The following is a 26,453-nucleotide window of genomic DNA, read 5'->3' on the forward strand; positions in this document are numbered from 1 at the left end:
GGGGAACCCTGAGGGACTCAGAGTCCCTCAGGGTTCCCCTCACGGAAGCTGTGGCGGGATGGCGGCCATCTGGGGCGAGATTTCCGGAATTCGCCTAATTCGGGAACAGGGGGACAGCCAGGAGAGTTTGGAGAGAGAGGCGGAGGGAACCGACCGTATCTACTTGCGTGGGGGTGGTGAGCCACTGGACCTGGAGGCCGTCCATCAGTGCGATGAAGGTGAGTGCCGCCAAGTCCGGGTCTACGCCGGGGCGCAGCTCGCCTGTTTCGGCGAGCGCGTGGAACGACTGGGCGATGCTGTCGCGGGCCTCGCGGTAATGGCGGGCGAAGTAGGCGTGTGCGGGGTGGTCCTCCGACACTGCCTCGGCGGCGAGGCGCGAGTACACCTCGACGATGCCTCGGTGCCGGACGTTGTGTTCGGCCAGCGCGATGAAGCGGCGCAGGACGTCCAGGCCGGGCGGGGCGGCGGTCAGGTGTTCGCGGGCGGCGTCCTCGGCGTCGCGGCGTTCCAGGACTGCGGCGAGCAGGGCTTCCTTCGTCGGGAAGTGGTACAGCAAGCCGGCGTGGGTGATGCCGGCTCGTTTGGCGATTTCCCGCAGGGACGACGCGTGGTAGCCCGCCTCGCCGTACACCGCGGCCGCCGCCGAAACGATGTCGTCGCGGCGGATTCTGCCCTTCAGGTAGCCCCCGCTCACGGGGCGGCGATCAGGCCGGCTTCCACTCGCCCATCATGCCCCAGCCCCCTTTCCCCCGCCCGTGCCTGTGTTCCTGACTGGACCCGACCCCCGAAGAGGAGCCGAGCCCGATGACCGAGCTTTCCCCGCCTCCGGTGCTGCCCCGCGCGGCCCGCGTCGCCACCTGGATCGTGTTCGCCCTCTGCGGGTTCGCGGTCGGCATGTGGGTGGTGCACATTCCGGTGATCGAGCGCGCGACCGGCGTCTCGCACACCGCGCTCGGGGCGTTGCTGCTGGTGCTCGGCGGTTCGGCGTTGATCGGGATGCAGGTGACCGGGCCGCTCGCGGACCGGTTCGGGCATCCGCGGGTCGTGTCCGTCGCGGGGGTGCTCGTCGGGGTCGCGGTCGTGTTGCCGGGGTTCGCGGCGAACTGGTGGACGCTCGGGCTGGCGCTCGCGGCGTTCGGCTTCTTCAACGGATCGCTGGACGTCGCGATGAACGCGCACGCGGTGGTCGTGGAACGGGCTTATCCCCGGCCGATCATGGCGGCGTTCCATGCGATGTGGTCGATCGGCGGCGCGATCGCGGCGGTCGTCGGCGCGGCGGTGCTGGGGGCGGGCGTGCCGACGCTCGTGTCGCTCGGCGGTACCGGCGCGCTGTGCGTTGTGGTTTCGCTGCTGGTCCGCCGGTACCTGCTCGACTCGTCGGACGAGGCTGCCGAGGAAACCGCTGAGGAAGCCAAACCGACGCGCACGCCCGCCCGCGTGGTGTGGCTGCTGGGTCTGCTGGCCTTCGCGCTGATGCTGTCCGAGGGTGTCGCGAACGACTGGGCGGCGCTGTATCTCCGAGACGGGCTGGGGACGTCCGAGAGCACCGCCGCCCTGGCGTACGGCTCGTTCGCGGTGGCCATGACAGTCGGCCGATTCGCGACTGACCGGGTAGCCGCGCTGGCCGGTCCGGTCGCGGTGGTGCGCTACGGAAGCGGGTTGGCCGCGCTGGGGCTCGCGATCGCGTCGCTGGCGCCGTGGGTTCCGTTGTCGTTGTGCGGCTGGGCGTTGTTCGGGCTCGGGCTCTCCGGTGGCGTCCCGCAGCTGTTCACCGCGGCGGGCAATCTGGACAAGCGGGCGTCGGGGGCGTTGATGGCGCGGGTGGTCGGCGTCGGGTACGTCGGGCTGCTGGCCGGTCCGGCGATCATCGGCGGGCTGGCGCACTGGGTGCCGCTGAACGTCGCGTTCCTGCTGCCTCTGGCGTGGTGGCGGTGGTGTTCGCGCCGGTGATGAAGCCGCGCGGCTGAGCTATCTGCCGCAAGCCTGAGGATGCAGCGTCTGGCCCCCTCCGGAAAGCGTGATCGTGCCGGACGCCCCGCCCCCGCCCGCCGCGAGCACGGTGCACACGATCTGCGACACGGCATTCGGCGACAATTCCCGGACGTTGACCCCGATCTCCGCGTCGCTCACCCCGATGGCGATCGGCTCGAACGACGGCGGCAGCTCCGTCGTGTACCCGCCGGCCCGTTCGTCCTCGTCCGGCCCCCGCTCCAGCACCCGGACCCGGTCCGCGGCCACGTCGCCGACCCCGTTGCGCACCACCGGCGCGACGTTCCCGTTGAGCACGAAATACACCGTCGCCGTGGAGCCGAGGTTCCCGTTCGGCGGCCCGCTGGGCGCGTTCTCCCCGGTGATCACGCCGCTGGGCCGCACCCCGCAGCTCACCGTCAGCGCCACCACGGCGATCAGCGTGAGCAATCGCTTCACTGCCGCACCTCCCGAGGCAGCCACAACGTGAACACCGCACCGCCGCCGGGCCGGTTCCCGGCCGTCAGCTCCCCGTGGTGCAACCGCGCGTTCTCCCAGGCGATGGCGAGCCCGAGCCCGCTTCCCTCGGACCGGCTGCGAGCGGTATCCGCCTTGTAGAACCGGGCGAACACGTGCGGAAGCACCTCCTCGTCCAGCCCGGAGCCGGAGTCTTCGACGGAAAGCGTGATCCCCGCCTGGTCGCCCCGCAACCGGACGGTCACCGGCTCCGCGCCGTGCCGCAGCGCGTTCCCGACGAGATTGGCCACGATCACGTCCAGCCGGCGCGGATCGACGCGCGCCCGGATGCCGTCCGGCAAATCGGTCTCCACGGCGAACCCCCGCGCCCGCAGAGTCGCGCGGACCGCCTCGGCAACGTCGACGTCGTCCACCGCGAGCGACGCGGTGCCGGAGTCGAAGCGGGTGACCTCGATCAGGTCGTTCACCAGCCGCGCCAGGTTGTGCGTCTCCTGGCTGACCAGCCGCACCGCCTCGCCCGCCGCGTCCGGCAGCCGCTTCGCTTCGGCGTCGAGCATGTCGGTGACCGCGGTCATCGCGGCCAGCGGAGTGCGCAGTTCGTGCGACACGTCGGCGACGAACCGCCGCGCGTCGGCTTCCATCCGGCGCAGTTCGCCGACGTGGCGTTGCAGCGAGTCGGCGGTCGAGTTGAACGTCTCGGCGACGCTGGCCAGTTCGTCGCTGCCGCGCACGGCGATCCGGGCGTCGAGGTCGCCCGCGCCGAGCCTGCGGGCCGCGCGCTGCAACTCGCCCACCGGCCGCAACACGCTGCCGGCGGCGAGTACGGCGAGGATCAAAGCCACCACCAGCGCGGCCCCGCCGGCGAGCCACGCGTCCCGGGCGAGCCGGTTCACCGCCTCGATTTCCGCGTCGAGATTGCGCAGCTCGTAGACCTCGATCCCGGACGGAACCGTCGGATTCCGCCGGTCGCCGGTCGCGATCAGCAACGGCGAGCCCAGCACCAGCTGCGTCACGCCGCCGACGTCCACCCGCTGCCACGCCACCCGGCCGGACTGCACGGCCCCGCGCAGTTCCGGCGTGATCACCGAGGCGGGCATGTTGCCTTCGCTGTGCCCGCCGCTCGTGACCAGCGCGGAGTTCCTCCGGCCGTTCAGCCGGTCGGCGGCCAGCTGCAGCGCGCTCGAGTTCACCGGCCGCCGGGGGAGCGGGTACAGCTGCTTGAGCTGGTTCGTCATCTCGACGGCGGCGTTGTCCTGGGTGCGCTGCAGGATCCCGTCGCGGGCCTGCACATACCCGATCCCGGCGACGGCCAGCGCGGTGAACACGCTCAGCAGCGCGAACGCGACCAGCAGCCGGGTGCGCAGCCCCCGGAACAGCCAGCCGGTCACAGCGGCCCGAAGCGATAGCCGAAACCTCGCAGGGTCTGGACGTACACCGGTTTGGCGGCGTCGTCCTCGATCTTGGACCGCAGCCGCTGCACGCACGCGTCGACGAGCCGCGAATCGCCGAGATAACCCTGGTCCCACACGGATTCGAGCAGCTGCTGACGGCTGAGCACGCGGCCGGGAGAGGCGGACAGCTCCAGCAGCAGCCGCAGTTCGGTCGGCGCTAGGCCGATGACCGTGCCGTGCTTGCTGACCACGAGACCCTCGCGGTCGATCGTCAGGTCGCCGTGCCGTTCCGGACCCGGTTTCGGGCCCTGGCCGCGCGGTTCGCCGCCGGTGCGGCGCAGCACGGCGCGGATGCGTGCCTCCAGGACGCGGGCCTGCGCGGGCTTCACGACGTAGTCGTCGGCTCCGGCTTCGAGCCCGGCCACCACGTCGATGTCGTCGTTGCGCGCGGTGAGCATGATGATCGGCAGGTCGCCGGACGCGCGGATGCGCCGGCACACCTCGAAGCCGTCCATCCCGGGCAGCATGAGGTCGAGGACGACGACGTCGGCCGGGTCTCCGGCGAGCCGGGCGAGGCCTTCCTCGCCGGTCTCCACCGCTTCGACCGTGTGGCCCTGGTACGTCAGGGCCAGCCGCAGGCCGTCGCGCACGGCCTGGTCGTCTTCGATCAGCAGCACCCTCGGCATGTCTCCCACTATCGCAGCCCGCCCGTCCGCCCGCCCGGACAGTCCACAGCGGACAACCAGGGCCCAGCCTGCCCGGCCAGGATCCCCGCCCGGTGCGTGCCGTGTCATCGTTCGGTAACAGCGCGGCCGTGGCGAACTGTTACAGAGCTGTCAAACTCCGTGCGCAGTGCGCGCACACTGGGGTCCGAAAGTGGACCTCATGATCGAATCGCTTCGCCGGCCCCGGGTCCTCGCGGCCGTCACCCGCCTCCTGGCGGTGGCGCTGCTCCCGGCGGCTTTCCTGCGTTCGCCCGGCCGCGGCCGGTATCTGGCCTGCCAGTGGGCGCTCGCGATGCGATACCCGGCCGAGGACCTCGCCGGCCTCAGCGAACCGGCTCGCGCAGCCTTCACCGCGGCGCGCACCGAGGCGTTCTGGCAGCACCGCCAGCTCATCGGTCTCACCTCCGGCCACCGCGACGCCGCTCATCAGCACCGGCTGTTCGCCGAAGAGGTGCACCGCACCGGTTCCGTCACCGCGGCTCGGCGCCGGGTGCTGCCGCCGCACGAATCGGCGCATGTCCGCGGCACGGCACTGGACGTGCGCCCGAGCGAGGGCGCGGCGTGGCTGGAGCGGCACGGGCCGGAGTATCGGCTGTATCGCCGCTACGACAACGAATGGTGGCACTTCGAGTATCACGCGCACACTGTGCCGATGCGGTTGCCGGACCCGGATTCCCTGCGTCCGCCGTCGATGGCCCGGGTCGCCGGCTAGGGTGATTTCCCGTTCGCGGCGCGGGATTCCAGGTATCGTCGTTCGGGAACGCTGAGTGTTTTCTGTGCCGCTGAACGGTAATAGGCCTGGGCTTGCCCGTGCTCGCCCGCCAGGTCGAGCAGGTGCGCGCGCACGACGTCGACGCGATGGTGCTCGTCCAGCCCGGCGATCGCGTCCAGCTGCCGCAGTCCCTCGCGCGCGCCGTGGACCATGGCGACGCCGACGATCCGGTTCAGCGCCGCGACCGGGCTCGGCGCGAGGGCGAGCAGAAGGTCGTACAGGGCAAGGATCTGCGGCCAATCGGTGTCCTCGGCGCGGGCCGCCTCGTCGTGCACGGCGGCGATCGCGGCCTCGAGCTGATACGGCCCGAGCCGGGCGGTGGCCAGGGTTTTCTCGATCAGGCCGAGCCCTTCGGCAATCGCCGCGGCGTCCCAGCGGGTGCGGTCCTGTTCGGCCAGCGGAACGGCGGTGCCGTCGGGCCGGGTCCGCGCGGGCCGCCGGGCGTCGCTGAGCAGCATGAGCGCCAGCAGCCCGGCGACCTCGCCGTCGTCGGGGACTTGTGCGTGCAGCTGCCGGGTGAGCCGGATGGCCTCGGCGGTGAGTTCGACCCGGTTGACCGCGGTCCCGGAGCTGGCGGTGTGCCCCTCGGTGAAGACCAGGTACAGCACCTGCAGCACCGCGGCCATCCGCTCGGCCCGTTCTTCCGGCGGCGGCATCCGGAATCGCGCGCCGCTGAGCCGTTTCTTCGCCCGGTTGATCCGCTGGCTCACGGTTTTCTCCGGCACCAGCAACGCCCGGCCGATTTCCGCCGTGGTGAGGCCGCCGACCGCTCGCAGCGTCAACGCGAGCTGGGACGCTTTGCCGAGTTCGGGGCGACAGCACAGCATCAACAGGGTCAGCGTGTCGTCGTCGGCCGGTGCCAGTTCCGGTTGCGGCACCGCCAGTCCGGCGGCCGTGTGCTCGCGCTGCCGACGGGCTGTCTCGCTGCGTTCGATGTCGATACGCCTGCGCGCGGCGGCGGTGATCAGCCAGCTCTTGGGGTTGTCCGGCAGGCCCTGCTCCGGCCACTTCAGCGCGGCGGACAGCAGCGCTTCCTGCACCGCGTCCTCGCAAAGCGAGAAGTCGCCGAACCGGCGGCAGACAGCGGTGAGCACCTGCGGCGCGAGGTCGCGCAGGAGCTGTTCGAAGCCGGGCGGGGGAGTCAGAGATCCAGCTCTTTCACGTTGCGGAGCGGTCGTACCTCGATCTTGCCGTACAGCGCGTCCGGCACCCGGGCCGCGTGCTCCAGCGCCCGTTCCATGCTCTCGCATTCGACCAGGTAGAAACCGACCAGATGCTCCTTGACCTCGGCGAACGGTCCGTCGCTCGCCACCGCCTTGCCGTCCCGCACGGTGACGCACTTGGCTTCGGCGGGATCGGCCAGCCCGTCGCTGAGCACCAGCTCGCCGGACTCCTCGAGGGACCGGTTGAGCGCGAGATGGCTGCGGCCGAACTCGGCCTTCTTCTCGTCCGGCAGCTCCTCCCAGAGAGCCCGGAACCGCGGATTGCTGTGGATCATGATCAGGTACCGCACCGCACCGCCTTCGAAAATTTCTCCGCCGCCGGTGTCGCCTTCCGGATTCCGGCTCCGACGTCCCCGGTGAATGTCAGCTGAGGAAGGAGCATAGCCGTGCGCAAGATCGTGGCCGGGCTGTCGGTTTCGCTGGACGGAGTGACGGAGTCGCCGCCGGACTGGCTGATGCTGAACCACGAGGCGGACGAGGTGATCCGCACCAGCATCGCCGAGTCGGACGCCATCCTGCTCGGCCGGAACACCTACGCGGACTTCGCCCATAGGTGGCCGGAGCTGGGCGACTCGTCGCCGGTAGCCGCGTTCATGAACAACACCCCGAAGTACATCGTGTCGAGCACGCTCGCCGAACTGGACTGGAGCGGCTCGACGCTGCTCGGCGCCGACCTGGCGGCCGAATTGACCGCGCTTAAGAGCAAGCCGGGCAAGAACATCCACATCCCCGGCAGCCCCCGGCTGGTGCGGTCGCTGCTGCCGGCGGGTCTGCTGGACGAGCTGCATCTGCTGATCCACCCGATCGTGCTCGGCTCGGGCGCGCGGCTGTTCGAGCCGCCGTCCGATCGGGCCGATCTCGAACTCGCCGCTTCCCGGACCTTCGAAAACGGGGTCCTCTCGGTGACCTACCGTCCGAAGCGGCACTGACAATTCTCAAGGAGCAATAATGTTCGACACCAGCAAAGCGTTCAGCGGTTTTTCCGTGGACGACATCCCGGCCGCGCGGAAGTTCTACGCTGAGACGCTCGGCATCGAGGTCACCGAAAACTGGGGGATGCTGCGCCTGCGTCTCGCGGAAGGGCGCGAAGTGCTCGTCTATCCGAAGGGCGACAAGCACGTTCCGGCCGAGTACACCGTGCTCAACTTCCCGGTCGACGACATCGACCAGGCGGTCGCGGGCCTTGGCGCGGCAGGGGTTTCGTTCGAACCGTTCGACGGAGTCGACGAGAAGGGCGTCTTCCGGCTGGGCGGTCCGCTGATCGCGTGGTTCAAGGATCCGGCGGGGAATATTCTTTCCGTCCTCCAGGAAAACTGAAGCGCAAGACTGAAGATGCCGGACCGGGCGCCCGGGTGAGAAGTTGGAGGCATGACGACGATTTCGGCGCCGGCTCGGACGGGCTGGCGGGGATTGCTCGCAGTGGCGGCGGCAGTGGTTGTGGTCGCTTCGGCGGTGGGCTTTTTCCGCGCTTTCGAAATGCCCGGGACGGACCCGGCCGGCGCGATGGGTTCGATGGGTTCGATGGCCGACCGGCGGCTGCACGGCATGGCGCTGGCCGACATGCCGGAGATGTTCGTGGCCGGAACGGCATTGCTGCTCGCGCTCGGAGCCGCGCTGGTCCTCGGCCGGACGCGGCACAGTGTTTCCCCCGTCGCCCTGCCACAGCCGAAAGTCCGGGGAAGACGGACGATCGCGGTGGTCGCCACCGCCGCGCTGACCATCGACATCAGCAAGACGTCGACGCTCGGGTTCGTCATTCCCGGCCTGCGCGCGGAATACGGCATCGACGCCTCGACCGCGTCGCTGCTGGCGGTGAGCGGGCTGTCCGGCACCGCATTGGGCGCTCTGCTGTGCAGCCAGCTGGCCGAGCGCGTCGGAAGGCGGGCCTGCTATCTGCTCGCCACGCTCGGGTTCACCGCGACCAGCATGTGCGGGACGATGCCCAATTTCGGCGGCAACGCGGTGATGTGCTTCCTGATGGGCATCGCTGTCGGCGGGCTGGCTCCGATGCTGATCACGGTGCTGAGCGACCTGTTCCCCGGACGCGGCAGGGGAGCGGTGGTGACCGGGTTGTCGATCGTGGCGACCGCGATCGGCTACCTGGTCGCGTCCGGTTCGGCGCTGTGGCTGGAGCCGGTGTTCGGGTGGCGGGTGCTGTGGCTCATCGGCGCGCCGACCGGTCTGCTGCTGGCCGCCGCCGCGGCGGTCATCCCGGATCAGCGCGGGGCCCCCGCACAACCCGCGGCGGAGACGAACTGGCTGGCCCGGAACACGCTGACGACCCGGCTGCAATGGGTGTTCGCCTTCTCGATCGGTCTGACCACGTTCGGCCTGACCACCTGGGTGCCGACGTTGTCCCGCGTCGGCGGGTTGTCGCTGACCACAGCGAACGCCCTGCTCACCGGATCCGCGGTGGCGATGGTGCTGTGCGCGGGGCTGCTGGTGCTGGGCTACCGCCGTTTCGGCCCGACCGGCGTGACGGTGCGATTGGCCGTGTGCACCGCGGTGCTGTTGCTGGCACTCGCGGTGTCCGGATGGGCAGTCGCCGCGCCGTGGCTGTCGGGCGCCGTGCTGACGGTCGCCTTGCTCGGCGTCAACACGATGGCCGCGGTGTTCCTGCCCGTCGCCGCCGACGTAGCCGACGACGGCCAGCGCGGCCGAGTCGCCGGGTCGGTGTCGTTCTTCAACCGGCTCGGCGGATTAGCCGGTCCGCTGGTGCTTTCGTTCCTGGTCACGTCAGTGACGGACGTGCTGGCAGCAGTCGCGATCCTGGCCTTGCTGTGCGGTTCGGTCGCGGCTTACACGAGTCGGCGACAACGGGTGCTGCGCAAGGCAGGGGCGGAGGTGGGGTGACTGCGGGGGCTGTCAGTGGTCGCCTTGATGAGCGTCGACACGATGGCGGCGGTGTTCCTGCCGTTTGCCGCTGAGGTGTCCGACGACGGCCAGCGCGGCGGATCGCCGGGTCGGTCGGGCTCGCTGGTCCGCTGGTGCTTTCGTTCCTGGTCACGTCAGTGACGGACGTATTGGCAGCAGTCGCGATCCTGGCCTTGCTGTGCGGTTCGGTCGCGGCTTACACGAGCCGGCGACAACGGGTGCTGCGCAAGGCGGGGGCGGAGGTGGGGTGACTGCGGGCGCGGTCAGTGGGTCGTCTTGCTGGACGTCGACACGATGGCGGCGATGTTCCTGCCAGTCGCCGCTGACGTGACCAACGACGGCCAGCGCGGCCGGGTCGCTGGGCCAGCGTCGTTCTTCAACCGGCTCGGCGGCAGGCTGCCCCGATGGTGCTTTCGCCGCCGGTCACGCCCGTGCCCCGGAAGCGCTCTTCGGCGACCCGCCAGCCCCCGCCAATGTCTGTCCACAATGGTCAAAACCGCCGAGCGAACGGCAGCGGTCGACGCATCCGCACCAGCAACAGCAACGGGATCAGCACGTAAGGGAGGTTGAACGCGAGGAACTTGCCCGGGTTGCCAGTACGGGTAGCCGGGTCGCCGAAGAACTCGACGCCGAACACGACGATCCCGGTGAGGGTGACGATCATCGTCGCGTAGATCACCGCGAACAGCTGGATCCCGTTGCGGCCGGTGACGAGACACCAGACGAGCACGACGTAGAAAGGCAGGTAGACGAACGCGGACAGCCCGGTGACGATCCGCATCCAGTCCGGCGGGTGCATGAAGAGCGGGTCGGCGTCGTGGGCGTACCAGTAGTTGGAGTCGACGAAGAAGTTGCCGGTCGGCCGCGAGAAGTCGACGCCGATCGTCGGCAGCAGGTCGCTGATCAGCGACGTCACCGTGAAAACCGAGAAGATCGCCGCGAAGAAGAGGTCGATCTTGCGTTCGCGCAGGGGCAGGTTCGCCGTCATCGGCGGATTCTAACGGCGTCGCGCGGGCGATTCCGGCAGTAAAGTCGCGGTCATGAACGCGTTCCAGGTGTGCCTCTGGGTTTTCGCGGGCGTGTGCGCCGGCTGCTGGCTGCTGTCGGTGCTCACCAGGGAGTACTCCTGGGTGGACCGGATCTGGTCGGTCGTCCCGGTGGCCTACGCCGGGATCTTCGCCGGTCACGCGGGGTTCGCGGACGCCAGGCTGAACCTGCTGTTCGCGCTCGTGTTCCTGTGGGGCGCGCGGCTGACCTTCAACTACGGACGCAAGGGCGGCTACGCACGCGGCGGCGAGGACTACCGCTGGGCGGTGCTGCGCGGCCGGATGGCTCCGTGGCAGTTCCAGCTGTTCAACCTCTTCTTCATCACGCTGTACCAGAACGTGATCCTGCTGCTCATCACTCTGCCCGCGTGGACCGCGCTTGATCATCAGACGCCGCTGGGCGTCGCCGACATCGTGCTGGCGGTGGCGTTCGTTGCCTGCCTGGCCGGCGAAACCCTCGCCGATCAGCAGCAGTGGAACTTCCACCAGCGGAAGAAGCGCGAGACGGCCGCCGGGCGCACCCCCGACCCGCGGTTCGCGCAGACCGGGCTGTTCCGCTTTTCCCGCCACCCCAACTTCTTCTTCGAACAAGCGCAGTGGTGGCTCGTGTTCCTGCTCGGTGTGTCCGCGGCGGGCACGGTCACCTGGACGATCGTCGGCGCGGTCCTGCTGACGGCGCTGTTCATCGGCTCGACGATCTTCACCGAGAGCATCACCCTCGGCCGCTATCCGGAGTACGCGGACTACCAGCGGCGCGTTTCTCCCATCGTGCCGTGGTTTCCGCGCCGAGCGGCGTCCGCGCCCGCGCGCGAGGGATAGCCGGTACGTCCGGAATGTGGCGGTGGTCACGTCGATGTCGTGAACCGGCGTCATGTCCGATGAGTCGGAAGGATACCGTTCGCTCAGTAGGGTGACGGTTCATACGACTGGGGGTGGACCCATGATCGGTTTCGAAACCGACGTGAAGGATCTGCGCAAGGCGAGCGGGTTCGTCGAGGACGCCGGGCACGCGGCGGAAACCGCGCGCGACGGCGTGCGCGGGCTGGACATGCCCGAGGCGACCGGACCGCAGGGCATCTTCGGCGGGTTCAACCCGTTCGGCGGCGGCCCGACGACGGCGTTCGGCGGCTCGCTCGGCATGCGCCAGGTCGCGGCGGCGTACGAGTACCACCGTTCGAAGGTCGAGGAAGCGCTGGCGAAGCTCGCTTTCACCACGCAGCAGGCGAGCGTCGCGCTCGCGCGCGTGGCCGACCTGTACGAGAGCGCCGACGGGGAAGCGCGGATGGGCGTGCGCAACGCGGCAGGGGAGGGGCTCTGACGTGAGTGACCAGGAAAACTACTTCGGGCTGAGCGGCGGTTCGGACGAACGCTCGCGCGAGCAGCTGCTCGAAGGCATCTGCGAGGACCTGCGGCAAGGCGCGAACGACGCGCTCGACGGCGTGCTGGCGTTGCGCTACGCGGAGTTCATGCTGTTCCAGATGATGGACGGCCTGTACGAGTCCTATCAGGACGAGGTCACGAGCATCTTCCGCGAGTTCTCCGAGGCCGACCTCAAAGACACCGGCGCCGGACTGCAGTCGCTGATCAATTCTTACGAGCACATCTGGCAGAACCTCGGCCGCGGCTCGATGACGGAGCTGCGCCGGGCGAAGGAACTGATGGGTTCGTGGCGCGGCGAAGCGGCCGAGGACGTGAAGACGTATCTCGACCGGCTGTCGGAGACCTACGACCAGATGGCCACTGAGATCTCGGTGCTGGAGAGCGGCGTCGTCGCGGGCCGGGACAGCGTGTGGGGCGCGCGGGACGACCTCAACACGCTCGGCAAGTCGCTCAAGGACGCCGCGGAGAAATACCAGAAGGACAAGGCCAAGGAGGGCGAGATCTCGCTGTCCAAGGTCATGACGACGGCCTTCACCGCGGCACTGGTCGGGATGCTCGCCGCGGTCGCGACCCCGGCGGCCGCGGGCGCCGGGCTGAGCCTCGCCGCCGCGGGCACGCAGGCCGCGGTGGCCGGTGCGGGCGCGGGGCTGTCCGAGGTCGTGGCGGAGGCCTCGGCGCGGGTCGAAGGGGAGTCCTCGAAGGAGATCTTCGAGAGTTTCCTCGACAACGTCGAGAAGATCCGCTCGGGAATGGACCAGTCGACCGGACGGCTCGCGGACAAGATCCGCGAGAAGGCCGACGGCCTGCCCGACATCCCGAAGCCGGCCGACGTGAGCCCCGGCGATTCGTTCGACCCGTCCAACTTCGAGACCTCCAACACCCCGAAGGACACCGAGAAGAAGGTCCGGGACCGGAACGTCGACATCGCGCCGGACGGTTCGGTGTCGCAGCCGCTGTCGCCGTCCACAATGGACTGACGTGGCCGATCCGGAAGAACTGCTCCAGGCACTGTCCGCGTTGTCGGTCGAGGCGTCCTCGGCCGACAACGCGGTCACGGCCACGGTGAACACCGACGGTGTCCTCACTGGACTGAAACTCTCCGGCGCAGTGCGGAATTTGCCGCCGGAGGAGTTGGCCGCGCTGGTGCTGCACACGTACGCCGAAGCGCAGCGGCAATCGGCGCACCAGACGGCGTCGTTGCTGGCTCCGCTCGGCACCCGCGGGTACGTGATGGACCGGCTGATGTGGCGGGCCGGGTTCACGCCGGACGTGGCTCCCGCTGCTCCGGCCGCTGCTCCTCGGCGGCCTGCTCGGCCTGCTCCGCCCGCCGAAGCGAAACCGCCTGCTGTGCCGGTCCAACCGAAACCGGCTGCTATGCCGGTCCAGTCGAAACCCGTTGCTGCGTCAGGGAATCCTTCCGCGCCGCGGGCAGCGGCTCCCGCGCCTCGGCAAGCAGCGGGCGGCGCTTCCGCGGCTTCGGGCGAGGGCGACTACCTCCGCAACCGCACCGCCGACCCCGAGCAACCGGCGGAGCCGGAACGTCCGGTGAGCGACGAGGACTGGTACGAGGGCGGAGTGCGGTTCGACGAGGCCTGGTAGCCGCTCAGCCGAGCGTCCCCTCGTCGCCGAGCAGTTTGCGCAACCCCGGCAGGACCGCGGAAAGGTCTTTGCCCGTACGGAAAGCGACGACTGTCGTCTCGGTCTCGCCGGTATTGCCGAACAGTGCGACGGTGTCCGCCATCGCGGCGTCGAACGCGGCTTCCGGGTCTGTCGTCTGCCCGCGCAGCCAGCGGCGGAGGACGTGGTTGTGCGCCGTCACCACGGCCGCCGCCATGAGTTCGGCGCGCAGTGCGGTTTCTTCGCCGCCGCCCATCCAGCGGTGGACGAATTCCTGGAACAGCCGTTGATACTGCCGAGTGCCGGCGATTTCCCGGGCGCGCAGCGCGGGAACGCTGCGGGTGAGCCGGTACCGCGCCAGCGCAAGATCGCCCTCGGCGACGTAATGCCGCAGCACCAGCCGAGAGGCCTCGGTGACCGCGACGGTCGCGGTGCGCGGGTCGGAACCGGCCAGCCGGGCCTCGATCGCGCTCAGCAGCACCTCGTGGTCGGGGAAGATGACGTCCTCTTTGGACCGGAACGCCCGGAAGAACGTGCTGCGCCCGACGCCCGCGCGGTCAGTGATGTCGTCGACCGTCGTCTGGTCGTAGCCGTGCTCCTCGAACAGCGCGAACGCGGCCTCGGTCAGCCGTTGCTTGGCCGGTTTGTCGGGCATCGGGCCACCTTTCGCACGCACGCTGCGGCCAGCCTAATCGCCTCCTGGCCCGAGCGAGCAGGGTGAGGTGGACCACCCCGCTCTGGCCTACCGGTCGGTACTGAGTACCGTCATCATGAAACCAAGTACCGGAGGGATGGGTGAGGCACGTGGAGCTCGTCGGCGTGGTCGGCTGCGGCCAGATGGGGGCGGGGATCGCCGAGGTGTGCGCCCGGGCCGGGCTGGACGTCGTGGCGGTCGAGTCGACCCGGGCGGCCGCCGACGCGGGCCGGGCGCGGCTCGAGGCCTCGCTGGGCCGGGCCGAGCGCAAGGGGAAGATCGCGTCCGCGGCCGGCGTGCTGGAGCGGATCCGGATCACCGAGGACCTCGACGACCTGGCCGACCGCACGCTCGTCGTCGAGGCGATCGTGGAGAACGAGGCGGTCAAGGCGGAGCTGTTCGGGAAGCTGGACAAGATCGTCGCCGCGCCGGACGCGGTGCTGGCCTCCAACACGTCCTCGATCCCGATCATGAAGCTCGGCACCGCGACCGCGCGCCCGGCGCAGGTGCTCGGCATCCACTTCTTCAACCCGGTCCCGGTGCTGCCGCTGGTCGAACTGGTCCCGAGCCTGCTCACCGGCGACGAGACCACCGCCCGCGCGCGGAAATTCGCCGAGGAGACGCTGGGCAAGCACGCGATCCTGTGCCAGGACCGCGCCGGGTTCGTGGTGAACGCGCTGCTGATCCCGTTCATCCTCGCCGCCGTGCGCATGCTGGAATCGGGCTTCGCGACGAAGGAAGCGATCGACGAGGGCCTCGTGCGCGGCGCTGCGCACCCGCAGGGCCCGCTCGCGCTGGCGGACCTGATCGGGCTCGACACCACGAAGGCGGTCGCGGAATCGCTGTACGAGGAGTTCAAGGAGCCGCTGTACGCGCCGCCGCCGCTGCTGGCCCGGATGGTCGACGCCGGCCTGCTGGGCCGCAAAACCGGCCGCGGCTTCTACACCTACTGAGTTCCGGCGAGGAGATCCCGATGAGTTTCGACCTGTTCAAGATCAACGAAGACCACGAAGCGATCCGCGAGGCCGTCCGCGCGGTCGCCGAGGAGCAGATCGCCCTGCACGCCGCGGAGGCCGACGAGCGCGAAGAATTCCCCAAGGCGTCCTACGACGCACTGGTCGCGTCGGACTTCCACGCCCCGCACGTACCCGAGCAGTACGGCGGCGCCGGTGCCGACGCGTTGGCCACCTGCATTGTGATCGAGGAAGTAGCGCGAGTGTGCGCGTCCTCCTCGCTCATTCCCGCGGTGAACAAACTCGGCAGCCTGCCGTTGATCCTGGCCGCGAACGAGGACGTCAAGGCGAAGTACCTGCCGCCGCTGGCTTCGGGCGAAGCCGGATTCTCGTATGGACTGTCCGAACGCGACGCGGGCTCGGACACCGCATCGATGCGGTGCCGCGCCACCCCTTCCGGCGACGACTGGATCCTCAATGGACAGAAGTCGTGGATCACCAACGCCGGTGTGTCGGAGTACTACACGGTCCTGGCGGTCACCGACCCGGACGGCCGCCGCGGCGCCAACGTGAGCGCCTTCGTGGTGGAAAAGTCCGACGCCGGTTTTTCCTTCGGCGCCAAGGAAAAGAAACTGGGTGTGAAGGGCTCGCCGACGCGTGAGCTGCTGTTCGACCAGGTGCGCATCCCCGGCGACCGGATGGTCGGCGAGCCGGGAGAGGGCCTGAAGATCGCCCTGCGGACGCTCGACCACACCCGCGTGACGATCGCCGCGCAGGCCGTCGGCATCGCGCAGGGCGCGCTGGACCACGCGCTTGGTTACGTGAAGGAGCGCAAGCAGTTCGGCAAGCACATCGCGGATTTCCAGGGAATCCAGTTCATGCTGGCGGACATGGCGATGGCAGTGGAGACGGCGCGCCAGATGGTGTACACCGCGGCGGCGAAGTCCGAGCGAGGTGACGCGGACCTGTCGTTCTTCGGCGCGGCGGCCAAGTGCCACGCCTCGGATGTGGCGATGAGCGTGACGACGGACGCGGTCCAACTGCTCGGCGGTTACGGGTACACGCGGGACTTCCCGCTGGAGCGGATGATGCGGGACGCGAAGATCACGCAGATTTACGAAGGCACGAACCAGATCCAGCGACTGGTGATGGCTCGGCAGCTTTTGAAGGGCTGAGGTTCTTGACCCGGTAGTTCGGACGGTTCTGACATGCCGTGATCGGTGTCGGGCCGTCCGAACACCGCGTCGGAAGTTCAGGGCCTCGGCTGCCAGCCGGCCCGGTAGGTTCGCTCCCAGCGTCGGCGGGAGGGACCGGGGTGAACCTAGGGCTGGTCGGCCAGGCCGCAGGGATGTTCGCGGTCACCAACGTGGACGACATCGTTGTCCTGGCCCTGTTCTTCGGACAGGCCGCAGGGAGCCGAGGCGGCACAGCACGGGTCGTGGCCGGCCAATACCTCGGATTCGCCGCCATCCTGGCCGCATCGGTCCTCGGCGCGCTCGGAACCGGACTGCTGCCCGCCGCCGCGATTCCCTACCTGGGCCTGCTGCCCTTGGCGCTCGGCTTGCGCGCGGCATGGCGAGTCTGGCGCGAGCACCGCAACTCGCCCGAGCCCGAGGAGTCCGCTACGGCCGGCGGTCCGGGCGTCTTCGCGGTCGCCGCAGTGACCTTTGCCAACGGCGGCGACAACATCGGCGTGTACGTGCCTGTTTTCGCCACCGCCGGAGCGGGCAGCCTGGTCGTGTTCGCCGTCGTGTTCCTCGCCCTGGCCGCGGTCTGGTGCCTGCTCGGGCGATTGATCGCCAGCCACCCGGTCGTCGCCCGCGCCCTGGAACGCTGGGGACGCATCCTGCTCCCCGTCGTTCTGATCGGAATCGGCCTGCTGATCCTCGTCGAAGGCGGCGCATTCGGGCTCTGACGCCCCATGCCGGCCGAGATTTGGCAAGAACTGTCAGGATGCGTTTGCCCGGATCAATCGCGCTTAACGCTCAGGACGCAGGCTTGTGCTGCCGATCATGCCGCCGCTGCGCCCGCACCACATCCATCGTCCGCGCACCGACCCAATCCAACAGCCCCTGCAACGGCGTCGCCAACTCCTGCCCAAGCTCGGTGAGCGAGTACGTCACCTTGGGCGGCGTCGCGGGCTCCACCTCGCGGTGGATCAAGCCATCACGGGTCAGGGTGCGCAGGTTCTGCGAGAGCATCTTCTCGCTGATTCCGCCGATCGTGTCGCGCAGTTCGTAGAAGCGCGCCGGTCGTTCGCGCAGCGAGAGCAGGATCAGCGTGCCCCAGCGGCTGCACACGTGGTTGAGCACCCCGCGGCCGGGGCAGTCGCTGTCGAATGCGTCACCCGGGTCCGCGGCGGCGCGGCGTCCTGCCTCGGTGCCTACTCCCATGTCGGGAGCTTACCTCGCGGTTCGTACTTACAAAAGGATAGCCCAAAACCTACGGTGAGCCTCACTGCGACACAAGGAGGTACTCCCGTGACCAAGATTCTGGTGATCGGCGCGACCGGCAACGTCGGCCGTCAGGTGGTTGTCCAGTTGACCGAACGCGGCCTTCCGGTACGCGCGCTGGCTCGGCGGCCCGAACAGGCCGAGCTGCCCAGCGGCGTTGAGGTCGTGCCCGGTGATCTGTCTGATGTGGACAGTCTGCGCACCGCGTTGCGGGGCGTGGACTCGGTATTTTTGATGTGGCCCTTGATTTCCGGCGAGCCGGCTCAGGGAATCGCGGACACGATCGCCGAGAGTGCTCGTCGGTTGGTGCTGTTGTCGTCGGCCGCCGCGCGCACTGACTCGGACGACGCGATCAGCCGGGTCCATCGCGCGGTGGAGAAGGCGATCGAGCGTACGAGTCTGGAGTGGACGTTCCTTCAACCCCACGGCTTCGCGACCAACACGCTCGGCTGGGCGGCGCAGATTCGCGAGGACGGCGTCGTGCGCGGGGCATACGGCTCGGTGTCTTCGACGCTCATCCACGAGGCCGACATGGCGGCGGTCGCGGTGGCCGCGCTGACTTCTGACGGGCACGTCGGCGCGAAGTACGACCTCACCGGCGCGGCCGCGCTGACGCAGGTCGAGCAGGTCCGGGTGATCGGGGAGGTGATCGGCCGGGAGACCCGCTGGGAAGAGGTGTCCCGGGAGGTCGCGCGCGAACTCCTCCTCGAGCGGATCCCGGCGGAGTACGCGGACGCCATGCTCGACGCCTTCGCCCGCTTGGCCGACCGCGCACCTGACCGGCCGACGACGACGGTGGAGGAGGTCACCGGGGTTCCGGCGCGGACGTTCGCTCAGTGGGTGGCCGATCACGCGGGCGAGTTCGGGCCTGCGGAGCGTTGAGGAGGCCTGTCGCCTAGCTGGTTCAGCAATTGCTAATATTTGCAATTGCTGAACCAGTCAGGCGCGGAGGGCGAGACCCGGAGGCGGCATCGTGAGCAGACCGCTGTACCAGCTGAAAGCCGAGTTCTTCAAGACGCTCGGCCATCCGGCGCGGATCCGGGTGCTGGAGCTGCTGGCGCAGCGCGAGCACGCCGTCGCGGAGATGCTGCCGGAGGTCGGGATCGAGCCGGCGAACCTGTCGCAGCAGCTCGCGGTGCTGCGGCGGATGGGGCTGGTCACGACGCGCAAGGAAGGGTCGAGCGTCTACTACTCGCTGATCAGCCCGCAGGTCGCGGAGCTGCTGGCGGTCGCGCGCGAGATCTTGACCGGCGTGCTGTCTGGCCAGGTCGAACTGCTCGACGACCTGCGCGCCGCGCACGCGGGCGGGCCGCGTTCCCCGGAGAGCTGAGACTGCGATATCCGACCGGAGGCGATGTGACGAGCGAATTCGTGCGGGAACTGAAGCGGGGCATCGCGGCGGCGCAGCAGGCGCTGGAGCATGCCGGCGAGGACGAGGCGGAAGGCCACCGCGAGCGATTGGCCGAACTGCGGGAAATCGCGCGGCAGAACGACGTCGACCTCGGCGAGTCAGGCCGATGAGCTGGGCGCACTCCGAGCTGGCGATAGTCGGCGACGGCGAGTCGGCCGGAGTGTCGCGGCTGCGGGAGGACGCGCGGGCGATCCGCGAGCACACCGGCGTGCCGACGTCGGCGTTCACGGTGCGGTCGCGCGACGCGGCGGAGCTGGCGGCCGCCCTGCGGTCGCTGCCGGGCGAGGTCGCGGCGGTGTACCTGACCGGGGCTGAACCGGCGAAAGCCCGTGCGGCGCAACGAGAACTCGCCGCGATTGTACCGGTGATCACCGAGGAAGAAACGGCCGGGATCGTGCTGACCGCGGCGGTGCTGATCCGGACGCGACGGCTGCACGTCGCGCCGTTCGACGCGAAAGTGGTGGTAGCCGGGTCGGACACGATGCCGTTGCTGGTACCGCTGCTGGCGGCGTCCGGGGTGGGCGAGGTGGTGGCCTGGCGACGCGACGACGCGGCCGGCTTCCCGCTGCCGGAAGTCGCCCGAAACGCGACGGTGGTGGTCGATGCGGTGGGGGAGTTCGGGGGTTCCGCGCTGGTGCCGCCGGATCGGAGCGCGAGGCTGCTGCCGCTGCCGGGCCTGTTCGCGGCCCTGCGGCGGGGGCTGGCCGGGTCTGACCCGATGGACCAGTTGGACGTGCACCGGGCGTGCGCGCACGCGTTGACGACGCTCGCGCCGGTGGATCGGCCGTTGCCGGAGTTATCGGATCCGGATGTGGCCGTCCGGGTGCTGGACGCGATAGCTGAAACGGCTCGGAGGCGTTAGGTCAGCGGTCGTAATACGTAGTCGGCCCCTCCGGCCACTGCCGCGTCGGCGGGGGAGGCGGCGGCTGCTGCTCCGCCCGGCTGCTGCGCTTCCGCCGATGCAACGTCCGCGCACTGGCCGCCATGCTGCTCACCAGCGAGGCGATCACCAGCCCGATCACCAGGTTGATCGCCGCGGTGGCGATCTTCGCCTCCATGCCCACCGTCAGCGTGAGCGGCAGGACCACCGCGATGGCCGTGACCAGCACCATGATCCACCCGAAGAACTGCCCCGGCGCGGGCGTCGCCACGCTCAGCAGGTGCATCAGCCCCGTCGCCAGCAGCGCGACAGCGGCGGCGGAGATCGCGTACGTCGGCGTGCTCGCCTTGCCCCACAGGCCGTCGCCTTTAGGAGCTAGGACGGGCACGTCGAAGATCCCTCGCGCGATCAGCAGGCCCACCACCGCCACGAGCGCCGCGACTACCGCGGTGGCCACACCGCCCGCCCACAGCCTCGCCGCGTCGATGCCTGGCCGGGTGTCCTCCCCGTAACTGCCGGGGTACTGCTGAACCATCGGGCGGTCCTTCCCTCGCAAAAGCGGTCGCTGTCGATTGTCGCGCTACTGAGGCTGTTCCGCCGGGTCGGCGGATTTCGCCAGCTTGCGCAGCCGGAACGACAGGACCGCGAGGGTTACCCCGTAAATGACCGCGTAAATCCCGATCAGCAGCGCGACGCCGAACGCTCCGGCGATCGGGTGGAACAGCACGAGCACCCCGGCGATCACCGAAAGCGCGCCCGCCACGATGAGAAACGCCTCGCCGGTGATCTGCTTGCGCAGCCGGATCGCGGCGACGATTTCCATGATCCCGGTGACCACCGCCCACGCCCCGACGAGCGTCGCCAGCACCAGCACGGTCACCCCGGGCCACACGAGCGTCATGATCCCGGCGACCAGGCCCAGCACGCCGAGCAGCGCGTACGCGATCCGGTGCCCGCCGTCGCCCGGCCGGAACGCCTGCATGATCGCGCCGACAGCGTCGATCAGCACGTAGATCCCGAAGAGGAAAGCCAGCGCCAGCACGGTGATCCCCGGCCACACCAGCGCCAGCACGCCGAACAGGATGCCCAGGATCCCGCGCGTGAGCACGAGCGGCCACGCGCGGCGCGGGTCGAGCACCGCGAAGCCGAGGACGGGCGGAATGGGCGTGGACATGGATTGCCTCCCGGGGTGTCGTGCTGACCTGGCGAAACGGTAGCCGGACCGGCGCGCCGTCGCCGGGACCTCACCCGATCGAGGGCGTTACCAATCCACCGTCAATCCGGCCAGCCGCCACGTTCCGGGGTCGGGTACCCGCTTCGCCTCGAGGACACGCAATCCGGCGAACCGGTCCAGCAACGCGGTCAGCGCCACCTCCGCCTGCACCCGCGCGAACGACGCGCCGAGGCAGAAATGCGGCCCGTGCGCGAAACCGAGATGCGCGCCGGCCGAGCGGCGGACGTCGAAGCGGTCCGGATCGGCGAAGACGCGCGGGTCCCGGTTCGCCGCCGCGATCGACGCGGTCACCGGCTCGCCCTCGCGGATCCGCACGCCGTGCAATTCCAGATCCTCGGTGGCCCGCCGGGGAATCGTCAGCAGCTGCGAACCGCACCAGCGCATCAATTCCTCGACCGCGCCCGGCCACAGTTCCGGTTCCGTGCGCAGCAGTTCGAGCTGATCCCGGTGCGCCAGCAGGGTTTCCACGGAATTGGCGATGAAATTCGCCGGCGTCTGCCCGGCCAGAACGAGCTGCCAGACGAGCGCGACGGCTTCCGTTTCCGTCAGGCCCGCATTCGTCAGATGCGCCAGCATCGCGCTGTCCGGATGCGCGACCAGCGTCCGCGAGCTGTCGATGATCCCGGGCACGGCGGTGGCGAACTCGTCGCCGGACACCTGGACGACCGCCGCGCCGTACTCGTGCCAGCGCGGCCGTTCGGGTTCCGGCACGCCGACGAGCGCGCAGATGACCTCCATCGGCAGCGGCTGGGCGAACTCGGCCAACAGGTCGACTGGGCCTTCCGCGGGCAGTGCGTCCAGGTACCGGGCGACGATTTTCTCGATCTCCGGCCGGAAATCCAGCGCGCGGCGGGCGGCGAAGGCGGGCGTGGCGAGACGGCGCAGGCGGGCGTGCTCGGCTCCTTCCATTTCCTGCATGGTTCGCAGGTAAGGACGGCAGTGTTCGGGCACCTCCGGCCGCTGGTAGCTGGCCTCGCTCAAGGCGAACCGCTGGTCAGTCAGCATCGCGCGGGCTTCGGCATGGCGCGTCAGGACCCACATCGGCGGCATGCCGGGGCCGGTCAGCTTGGCGAGCGGGCCCTGCTCACGGGCGGCGCCGTAGGTCGTGAACGGGTCGCTCGTGACGGCCGGATCGGTCAGGTCGAGTTCGGGAACGGGGGCCAAGGCAGACACAAGCAACCTCCAGATGGGCAATTCAGATGATCTCATCATATGAATGGTGACGGTATCTTGGCAAGGAAGCGGACCGGGAGGACTCACGATGGCGCGGCTGACCAGGGCGCAGGCGCAGGAGCGCAACCGGGCGAAGGTGCTGGCCGCCGCTCGCGACGAGTTCACCGAGCGCGGGTTCCGCGACGCCAAGATCGACGTGATCGCCGAGCGCGCCGAGTTGACCCGCGGCGCGGTCTACTCCAACTTCCCCGGCAAACGCGCGCTCTACTTCGCTGTGCTCGCGGCCGAGGCGGAGCGGTTCGCCGCCGAGGCGCCCGATCCGGACCCGGGCCTCACGCCCGCCGAAGCGCTCGGTGCGTTCGCCCGCGCGTGGGTCGCCCGGCTGCCGCTGGCCACCGATGCGGACGCGCGTCTCGGCGTCGACCTGCTGCCGGAAATCCTCGCCGACGAACTCACCCACCGGCCGTACGCGCAGTTGCTGCGGTTCGACGCGATTGTGCTCGGCATGGCGTTGGAACGGCTTTCTCCGTCGTCCGGACGGCTGGTGCGGGTGGCGGAAGCGGCGCTGACGATGCTGCACGGCGCGAGTCAGCTCGCGGCCGCGGCACCCGGGTTCGGCGAGCCGTTCAACGTCGTGCGCGCCTGTGAAGCGTTGCCCGCGCTGGAACTGAGCGATGCCTGGCCGGAGCCGCCGATCGTGCCGCAAGCGCGGGCGGACGGGGAAATCTGGTCTCCGCCAGAGGTTTTCGACGCCCTGCGAGAGCGGCCGGTCCGCATCGACGGCGACGGCGTGGTCGCGGTGATCGGGCTGCATCGGCTGTCCGCAGTGGAGGAAGCCCTGCGCGCGGCCGGCGAGGTCACGCTCGTGGTGGTGACGGGTCAGCCGGGGGAGCTGGTGCCGTTGACCAATTTAGTGCTGGCGGATCTGCGCGGATTGCTGAAGCGCTCGTGTCCGGAATCGGCGTGGCCGAACGTGCGCGTGATCGTGGACGAGACCGGCGCGGTGGCTTCCGCCGCAGGGGTTTCGGCGGTCAGCGACGCGACCGAGACCGCGATCCGTGTCCACAATGGACATATTCTGCTGCGGGCCGAGGGCTTTGGTGCCTGCCAGGCCGCCGCGACCAGCCCGGTGCCCGCCGAATCCAGGGAAGGGCGCTGAAAGCTGACCGGCGTTCACCGTTGCTGGAGAACAAAACGGGAAAGGCAAACCGGCACGATCATCAGTGCGATGGCTGTCCAAGGCAGTGCGCCGGGCGCGGTGCCGAGCAGGACGCCGCCGATCAGCGCACCGCCGGCGACGGCGCCGTTCCAACTGGCGATGGTCAGCGACTGAGCGATGTCGGCACGGCGTCCGGCCAGGACCGCGGTGACTGCTTGGAACGACGTCGGCGCGCCGCCGAAAGCCAAGCCCCACAACGCACACGCGGCCAGCAGCAGCACCGGGTCGCGGCCGCCGAGGACCAGTATCCCTAAACAGGCCGCGGTAACGGCGGCGCAGCACGTGAGCACGGCGCGGGGATAGCGGTCGAGGGCGAGTCCGACCAGCCACAGCCCGGCCACCGTGGCGGCGCCGAACAGCAGCAGCCCGGCGCTCAACAGCGCGAGATGCCCGCGACCGGCGTAGAACGGCCCGAGATAGGTATAGAACATGTTGTGCGCCAAGGAAAAAGCGATCACCAGAAGCAGCAGCGGGCGGAGGCCCGGCGTGCGCAGCACCGCACGAAGACTCGTCCGGGCACCTGGTTCTTCGCCGGGCAGCGGCGGAACCACCGCCACGATCCACCACAGCAGTGGCGCCGCGACGAGGGCCATTCCGGCGAACACCCAGCGCCAGCCGACGAGTTCGCCGAGGGCGGCGCCAGCCGGGACGCCGAGCGCGAAACCGACCGGGGTGCCCGCCATCGCGACGGCGAGCGCGCGGCCGGACCGCTCCGCGGGCACGAGGCGCATGGCGTAGTTCGCCACGAGGGACCACAGAATCCCGGTGAGCGCCCCGGAAGCCACCCGCGCCGCGAGCACCAGCGCGAACCACGGGGACAGCGCGATCGCCAGGTTGGTCGCCACGAATCCGGCGACCAGCAGGAGCAGGAGTTTCCGGCGGGGCATCCGGGCCGACGCCGCGGTCAGCGGCAGTGCGGTGAGCGCGGTGGTGATCGCGTACACCGTCACCAGCTGTCCGGCGGCGGCTGGCGACACCCCGAGGTCGGCCGCGGCCGGGAGCAGGATTCCGGCCGGGACGATCTCGGTCAGGCAGCCGAGGAACACTGAGGCGGCCAGCGCCAGCAGAGCGGGGAAGGGGAGCGCGGTGCGGCCGGGCGGTGCGGTGACGTCCATGGCGGGGTCCTCGGGGTCGTGGCGGCCCGGCCGCGCGGGTTGTGTGGTTCGTCGCGTGGTGGTTTGGCGACCGCGTTGGTCGTGCTGGTGCGGAGTGCGGTGCGGCCGGGCCGAAAACGTCCGGCCCGGGGTGGCCCGGCCGCGACCGGTTATGCGGTGTGCAGCAGCAGGTTGTGCGATCCCTCGCCAGGATCGACGACCTTGTCCTTGGTCGCCGCATCGGTCATGCCCTTGACCACCTGATCCGGCGTGGCGTCCGGATGCGCGGAGAGGAACATCGCGGCCACCCCGGCTGCTTCCGCCGACGCGATCGACGTCCCGGAAACCACGCTGGACGCGCAGTCGTCGGTGCTGTCCGCCGTCGGAATGTCCTTTCCTGGCGCGTAAAGATCCACACAGCTGCCGAAATTCGACGACGGCACCCGGTGGTCGGCCTGATCGGTGGCGCCCACGGTGATCCCGGTGGTCTGCCGGGCAGGCGTGATGTCGCAGGCATTCACCCCGGTGCCGCCGGAGCCGTTGCCCGCGGCGACCGTGTAAGCGAGACCGTTCTGGGTCATCTTGTAGAGCTGGATGTCGAGGACCGTGCCGCTGGGACCGGCGAAGCTGAGGTTCAGCAGGGCCGGGCGTTGCGCGTTGAGGTTCACCCAGTCCAAAGCGGACAGAATCTCCTCGGACGTGCCCGTGCCGTCGCAGCCGAGAGTGCGCACCGACTCGACCGAAGCCTCTTTCGCGACGCCGTAGTTGCGGCCCGCGATGGCGGCCGCGACCTGGGTGCCGTGGCCGTTGCAGTCGGAGCCGCTCTGGTCGTTGTCGGGATCGACCGCGTCGTACGCGGCGTGCGCGCGGCCGTCGAAGTCGTGGTGGCTGGTGCGCACCCCGGTGTCGAGCACATAAACGTGCACATTGGCCGCGGTATTCGGGTAGGTGTAGCTGCCGTCGAGCGGGAGGTCCGCCTGGTCGATCCGGTCCTGTCCCCACGAAGGCGGGTCGTCTTGGGTGCCGGCCGCGGTGTAGACCTGGTTGGCCCCGACCGTGGTGACCGCGGCGTCGGTCAGGTACTTGTCGTGCTGTTCCCGGGTCAGCGAAAGGGAAAACGCCTGCGAGACCGAGTAGTAGACCCGGCGCAGCGTGCCGCCGTACTTGGCGATCAGCGCGTTCGCGGCGGCGGTGACCTTGTCCTTGTCTTTGTCCATCGGCTTGAGCCGCACGATGTACACGGCGGTGTCTTCCGCGACCGCGGCGGGTGCCACCGCGCCGGCCGCGACACAGAGAAGCGCCGCCAGCACGACGGCTTTCGGGGTGCGTTTCATGGTTATCCCTTCGAGGGGCCGCCGCCGGGACCTCGGGGAGTCCCGGCGGCGGCCGGCGATGTCAGAGACCGTTCAGCCAGGTGCGCAGGTCGTCCGGGCCGCTGCCCTCGTCGAATCCGACCACCCGGCTGCCCTTCTCCTGACCGCTGGAGACGTCGATCAGCGTCGGGATGTACTCGATGCCGTACTTGTCGGCGATGTCCTTGTTCTGGCCCTGCTCGCTCAGGTCCACCTTCGCCCAGATCCACTTTCCGTTGTCGGCGGCGTGGTATTTCTCGAGGTAGGGAGCCATCTTCTGACAGGGACCGCACCAGCTGGCGTAGAAGTCCAGCACCACCGGCTTGGTCTTGGACATCTCCATCACCTGGTCGTAGTTGGCCGAGGTGACGTCGATGACGGTCTCGTCCTGCGGGGCCAGCGAAACGTAGGACGCCGGGGCGGCGCTAGCCGGAGTCGCCGCGGCTCCGCCGAGGACTCCCGCCGCGATCGCCGTGACGGCCGCGAACATCCGGATTCTGGTTCCCATGTTCTCTCC

The 26,453-nt window shown here is 69.6% G+C and carries 33 protein-coding genes; 18 read left to right on the plus strand and 15 right to left on the minus strand.

Features of this window, described 5'->3' with window-relative positions:
• Positions 1-94: 94 nt before the first annotated feature.
• Positions 95-694 (minus strand): TetR/AcrR family transcriptional regulator, encoded by a 600-nt coding sequence (locus tag ACFXI3_RS29405; protein ID WP_378403817.1) that lies wholly within the window; start codon positions 692-694, stop codon positions 95-97.
• A 110-nt stretch (positions 695-804) separates the two neighbouring features.
• On the opposite strand from ACFXI3_RS29405, the gene ACFXI3_RS29410 reads away from it, so the two are divergent.
• Entirely contained in the window at positions 805-1,950 is a 1,146-nt protein-coding gene (locus ACFXI3_RS29410) for an MFS transporter (RefSeq protein WP_378403819.1), read from the plus strand.
• 18 nt (positions 1,951-1,968) lie between these two features.
• On the opposite strand, the gene ACFXI3_RS29415 is transcribed toward ACFXI3_RS29410, so the two are convergent.
• The 3 genes from ACFXI3_RS29415 to ACFXI3_RS29425 are packed head-to-tail and all read right to left on the minus strand — an operon-like array spanning position 1,969 to position 4,522.
• Positions 1,969-2,427, minus strand: a complete 459-nt coding sequence (locus tag ACFXI3_RS29415) for a hypothetical protein (RefSeq protein WP_378403821.1) — start codon at positions 2,425-2,427, stop codon at positions 1,969-1,971.
• On the minus strand, positions 2,424-3,833 hold the full coding sequence (locus ACFXI3_RS29420) for a HAMP domain-containing sensor histidine kinase (RefSeq protein ID WP_344281455.1): 1,410 nt from the start codon (positions 3,831-3,833) through the stop codon (positions 2,424-2,426). Before ACFXI3_RS29420 ends, ACFXI3_RS29415 begins: the two co-directional genes overlap by 4 nt.
• A complete protein-coding gene (locus ACFXI3_RS29425) occupies positions 3,830-4,522 on the minus strand; it encodes a response regulator transcription factor (protein WP_344281458.1) in 693 nt (230 codons plus the stop codon). Before ACFXI3_RS29425 ends, ACFXI3_RS29420 begins: the two co-directional genes overlap by 4 nt.
• 199 nt (positions 4,523-4,721) lie before the next feature.
• Between ACFXI3_RS29425 and ACFXI3_RS29430 the strand changes: the two genes are divergently transcribed.
• Positions 4,722-5,273, plus strand: a complete 552-nt coding sequence (locus tag ACFXI3_RS29430) for a D-alanyl-D-alanine carboxypeptidase (RefSeq protein WP_378403823.1) — start codon at positions 4,722-4,724, stop codon at positions 5,271-5,273.
• On the opposite strand, the gene ACFXI3_RS29435 is transcribed toward ACFXI3_RS29430, so the two are convergent.
• Together ACFXI3_RS29435 and ACFXI3_RS29440 are read right to left on the minus strand one after the other, a co-directional pair.
• Entirely contained in the window at positions 5,270-6,478 is a 1,209-nt protein-coding gene (locus tag ACFXI3_RS29435) for an RNA polymerase sigma factor (RefSeq protein ID WP_378403930.1), read from the minus strand. The two genes, ACFXI3_RS29430 and ACFXI3_RS29435, sit on opposite strands and share 4 nt — an antisense overlap.
• On the minus strand, positions 6,475-6,846 hold the full coding sequence (locus ACFXI3_RS29440) for a YciI family protein (RefSeq protein WP_378403825.1): 372 nt from the start codon (positions 6,844-6,846) through the stop codon (positions 6,475-6,477). Before ACFXI3_RS29440 ends, ACFXI3_RS29435 begins: the two co-directional genes overlap by 4 nt.
• A gap of 96 nt (positions 6,847-6,942) precedes the next feature.
• On the opposite strand from ACFXI3_RS29440, the gene ACFXI3_RS29445 reads away from it, so the two are divergent.
• The 4 genes from ACFXI3_RS29445 to ACFXI3_RS29460 are packed head-to-tail and all read left to right on the plus strand — an operon-like array spanning position 6,943 to position 9,571.
• Positions 6,943-7,485 (plus strand): dihydrofolate reductase family protein, encoded by a 543-nt coding sequence (locus tag ACFXI3_RS29445; RefSeq protein ID WP_378403827.1) that lies wholly within the window; start codon positions 6,943-6,945, stop codon positions 7,483-7,485.
• A 19-nt stretch (positions 7,486-7,504) separates the two neighbouring features.
• Complete coding sequence (locus ACFXI3_RS29450; protein WP_378403829.1) at positions 7,505-7,873, plus strand: VOC family protein; 369 nt, start codon at positions 7,505-7,507, stop codon at positions 7,871-7,873.
• 51 nt (positions 7,874-7,924) lie between these two features.
• Positions 7,925-9,409 carry an MFS transporter gene (locus ACFXI3_RS29455; RefSeq protein WP_378403831.1) on the plus strand — a complete coding sequence of 495 codons (1,485 nt, stop codon included), beginning with the start codon at positions 7,925-7,927 and terminating at the stop codon, positions 9,407-9,409.
• A 27-nt stretch (positions 9,410-9,436) separates the two neighbouring features.
• Positions 9,437-9,571 (plus strand): hypothetical protein, encoded by a 135-nt coding sequence (locus tag ACFXI3_RS29460; RefSeq protein ID WP_378403833.1) that lies wholly within the window; start codon positions 9,437-9,439, stop codon positions 9,569-9,571.
• A gap of 349 nt (positions 9,572-9,920) precedes the next feature.
• Here ACFXI3_RS29460 and ACFXI3_RS29465 read toward each other — a convergent pair whose 3' ends face one another.
• On the minus strand, positions 9,921-10,418 hold the full coding sequence (locus tag ACFXI3_RS29465; RefSeq protein WP_378403835.1) for an EXPERA domain-containing protein: 498 nt from the start codon (positions 10,416-10,418) through the stop codon (positions 9,921-9,923).
• A gap of 52 nt (positions 10,419-10,470) precedes the next feature.
• On the opposite strand from ACFXI3_RS29465, the gene ACFXI3_RS29470 reads away from it, so the two are divergent.
• From ACFXI3_RS29470 to ACFXI3_RS29485, 4 genes are all read left to right on the plus strand, one after another.
• Entirely contained in the window at positions 10,471-11,295 is an 825-nt protein-coding gene (locus ACFXI3_RS29470) for a DUF1295 domain-containing protein (protein ID WP_378403837.1), read from the plus strand.
• 121 nt (positions 11,296-11,416) lie between these two features.
• Positions 11,417-11,794 carry a hypothetical protein gene (locus ACFXI3_RS29475; protein WP_344279014.1) on the plus strand — a complete coding sequence of 126 codons (378 nt, stop codon included), beginning with the start codon at positions 11,417-11,419 and terminating at the stop codon, positions 11,792-11,794.
• A gap of 1 nt (position 11,795) precedes the next feature.
• The gene (locus ACFXI3_RS29480) at positions 11,796-12,833 is read left to right on the plus strand and encodes a hypothetical protein (protein ID WP_378403839.1); all 1,038 of its coding nucleotides are present in this window, start codon (positions 11,796-11,798) and stop codon (positions 12,831-12,833) included.
• A 1-nt stretch (position 12,834) separates the two neighbouring features.
• On the plus strand, positions 12,835-13,455 hold the full coding sequence (locus tag ACFXI3_RS29485; RefSeq protein WP_378403841.1) for a YbaB/EbfC family nucleoid-associated protein: 621 nt from the start codon (positions 12,835-12,837) through the stop codon (positions 13,453-13,455).
• A gap of 4 nt (positions 13,456-13,459) precedes the next feature.
• On the opposite strand, the gene ACFXI3_RS29490 is transcribed toward ACFXI3_RS29485, so the two are convergent.
• Positions 13,460-14,128 carry a TetR/AcrR family transcriptional regulator gene (locus tag ACFXI3_RS29490; protein ID WP_378403843.1) on the minus strand — a complete coding sequence of 223 codons (669 nt, stop codon included), beginning with the start codon at positions 14,126-14,128 and terminating at the stop codon, positions 13,460-13,462.
• Between the two features lie 140 nt (positions 14,129-14,268).
• Between ACFXI3_RS29490 and ACFXI3_RS29495 the strand changes: the two genes are divergently transcribed.
• From ACFXI3_RS29495 to ACFXI3_RS29505, 3 genes are all read left to right on the plus strand, one after another.
• Positions 14,269-15,120, plus strand: a complete 852-nt coding sequence (locus ACFXI3_RS29495) for a 3-hydroxybutyryl-CoA dehydrogenase (protein ID WP_378403845.1) — start codon at positions 14,269-14,271, stop codon at positions 15,118-15,120.
• 20 nt (positions 15,121-15,140) lie between these two features.
• On the plus strand, positions 15,141-16,295 hold the full coding sequence (locus ACFXI3_RS29500) for an acyl-CoA dehydrogenase family protein (RefSeq protein WP_378403847.1): 1,155 nt from the start codon (positions 15,141-15,143) through the stop codon (positions 16,293-16,295).
• A gap of 173 nt (positions 16,296-16,468) precedes the next feature.
• A complete protein-coding gene (locus tag ACFXI3_RS29505) occupies positions 16,469-17,035 on the plus strand; it encodes a cadmium resistance transporter (protein ID WP_378403849.1) in 567 nt (188 codons plus the stop codon).
• Positions 17,036-17,105: 70 nt separating this feature from the next.
• On the opposite strand, the gene ACFXI3_RS29510 is transcribed toward ACFXI3_RS29505, so the two are convergent.
• Complete coding sequence (locus ACFXI3_RS29510) at positions 17,106-17,513, minus strand: winged helix-turn-helix transcriptional regulator (RefSeq protein ID WP_378403851.1); 408 nt, start codon at positions 17,511-17,513, stop codon at positions 17,106-17,108.
• Positions 17,514-17,600: 87 nt separating this feature from the next.
• Between ACFXI3_RS29510 and ACFXI3_RS29515 the strand changes: the two genes are divergently transcribed.
• The 4 genes from ACFXI3_RS29515 to ACFXI3_RS29530 all read left to right on the plus strand — a co-directional run bounded on the left by ACFXI3_RS29515 (position 17,601) and on the right by ACFXI3_RS29530 (position 19,846).
• On the plus strand, positions 17,601-18,455 hold the full coding sequence (locus ACFXI3_RS29515; RefSeq protein ID WP_378403853.1) for an NAD(P)H-binding protein: 855 nt from the start codon (positions 17,601-17,603) through the stop codon (positions 18,453-18,455).
• Positions 18,456-18,546: 91 nt separating this feature from the next.
• On the plus strand, positions 18,547-18,903 hold the full coding sequence (locus ACFXI3_RS29520) for a metalloregulator ArsR/SmtB family transcription factor (RefSeq protein ID WP_344279038.1): 357 nt from the start codon (positions 18,547-18,549) through the stop codon (positions 18,901-18,903).
• Between the two features lie 26 nt (positions 18,904-18,929).
• Positions 18,930-19,094 (plus strand): hypothetical protein, encoded by a 165-nt coding sequence (locus tag ACFXI3_RS29525; protein WP_378403855.1) that lies wholly within the window; start codon positions 18,930-18,932, stop codon positions 19,092-19,094.
• Positions 19,091-19,846 carry a hypothetical protein gene (locus ACFXI3_RS29530; RefSeq protein ID WP_378403857.1) on the plus strand — a complete coding sequence of 252 codons (756 nt, stop codon included), beginning with the start codon at positions 19,091-19,093 and terminating at the stop codon, positions 19,844-19,846. Before ACFXI3_RS29525 ends, ACFXI3_RS29530 begins: the two co-directional genes overlap by 4 nt.
• 1 nt (position 19,847) lies before the next feature.
• Here the strand turns inward: ACFXI3_RS29530 and ACFXI3_RS29535 are convergent, their stop codons facing one another.
• The 3 genes from ACFXI3_RS29535 to ACFXI3_RS29545 form a co-directional block, all read right to left on the minus strand.
• Positions 19,848-20,399, minus strand: coding sequence for a DUF6069 family protein (locus ACFXI3_RS29535; RefSeq protein WP_344279047.1), 552 nt, complete (start codon positions 20,397-20,399; stop codon positions 19,848-19,850).
• Positions 20,400-20,444: 45 nt separating this feature from the next.
• On the minus strand, positions 20,445-21,038 hold the full coding sequence (locus ACFXI3_RS29540; protein WP_378403859.1) for an HdeD family acid-resistance protein: 594 nt from the start codon (positions 21,036-21,038) through the stop codon (positions 20,445-20,447).
• An 87-nt stretch (positions 21,039-21,125) separates the two neighbouring features.
• Positions 21,126-22,262 carry a cytochrome P450 gene (locus ACFXI3_RS29545; protein WP_378403932.1) on the minus strand — a complete coding sequence of 379 codons (1,137 nt, stop codon included), beginning with the start codon at positions 22,260-22,262 and terminating at the stop codon, positions 21,126-21,128.
• Positions 22,263-22,359: 97 nt separating this feature from the next.
• Here ACFXI3_RS29545 and ACFXI3_RS29550 point away from each other — a divergent pair, with 97 nt between their 5' ends.
• On the plus strand, positions 22,360-23,430 hold the full coding sequence (locus tag ACFXI3_RS29550; RefSeq protein ID WP_378403861.1) for a TetR/AcrR family transcriptional regulator: 1,071 nt from the start codon (positions 22,360-22,362) through the stop codon (positions 23,428-23,430).
• Between the two features lie 14 nt (positions 23,431-23,444).
• Here the strand turns inward: ACFXI3_RS29550 and ACFXI3_RS29555 are convergent, their stop codons facing one another.
• From ACFXI3_RS29555 to ACFXI3_RS29565, 3 genes are all read right to left on the minus strand, one after another.
• Positions 23,445-24,605, minus strand: coding sequence for an MFS transporter (locus ACFXI3_RS29555; protein WP_378403863.1), 1,161 nt, complete (start codon positions 24,603-24,605; stop codon positions 23,445-23,447).
• Between the two features lie 149 nt (positions 24,606-24,754).
• Positions 24,755-25,918, minus strand: a complete 1,164-nt coding sequence (locus ACFXI3_RS29560; protein ID WP_378403865.1) for a S8 family peptidase — start codon at positions 25,916-25,918, stop codon at positions 24,755-24,757.
• A 61-nt stretch (positions 25,919-25,979) separates the two neighbouring features.
• Complete coding sequence (locus ACFXI3_RS29565; protein ID WP_378403867.1) at positions 25,980-26,444, minus strand: thioredoxin family protein; 465 nt, start codon at positions 26,442-26,444, stop codon at positions 25,980-25,982.
• Positions 26,445-26,453 lie beyond the last annotated feature (9 nt).

The organism is Amycolatopsis sp. NPDC059235 (assembly GCF_042754125.1).
GTDB classification, from domain to species: Bacteria; Actinomycetota; Actinomycetes; order Mycobacteriales; family Pseudonocardiaceae; genus Amycolatopsis; species Amycolatopsis albidoflava.